The 216-nt window shown below is 69.0% G+C and carries 1 protein-coding gene; it reads right to left on the reverse strand.

Translation table 11 applies throughout. From position 1 onward, the window contains the following. Positions 1 to 216: TerD family protein (locus tag AZG88_RS53515; RefSeq protein ID WP_231913954.1), on the reverse strand; the 216-nt coding region annotated here is incomplete at both ends.

Consider the following 216-nt stretch of genomic DNA (forward strand, 5'->3'; position numbering starts at 1 on the left):
CCGGACTCCCAGCCCTGCCCGACCGCTCGGATCTTCCACTCCCCGTTGCGGCGGTACACCTCGCCGAACACGAACGCCGACTCGGTCGTGGCATCGGCGGTGACGTACTCCGCCAACGTGTACCCGGCCCCGTCGACGACACGCAGAGCGAGCTTTCCGAGATCACCGAACCTGCCCTCGCCCACACTGCCGACCAGGGCCACGGTGTGCACGTCC

The organism is Rhodococcus sp. LB1, assembly GCF_001583455.1.
GTDB lineage: Bacteria > Actinomycetota > Actinomycetes > Mycobacteriales > Mycobacteriaceae > Rhodococcus_F > Rhodococcus_F opacus.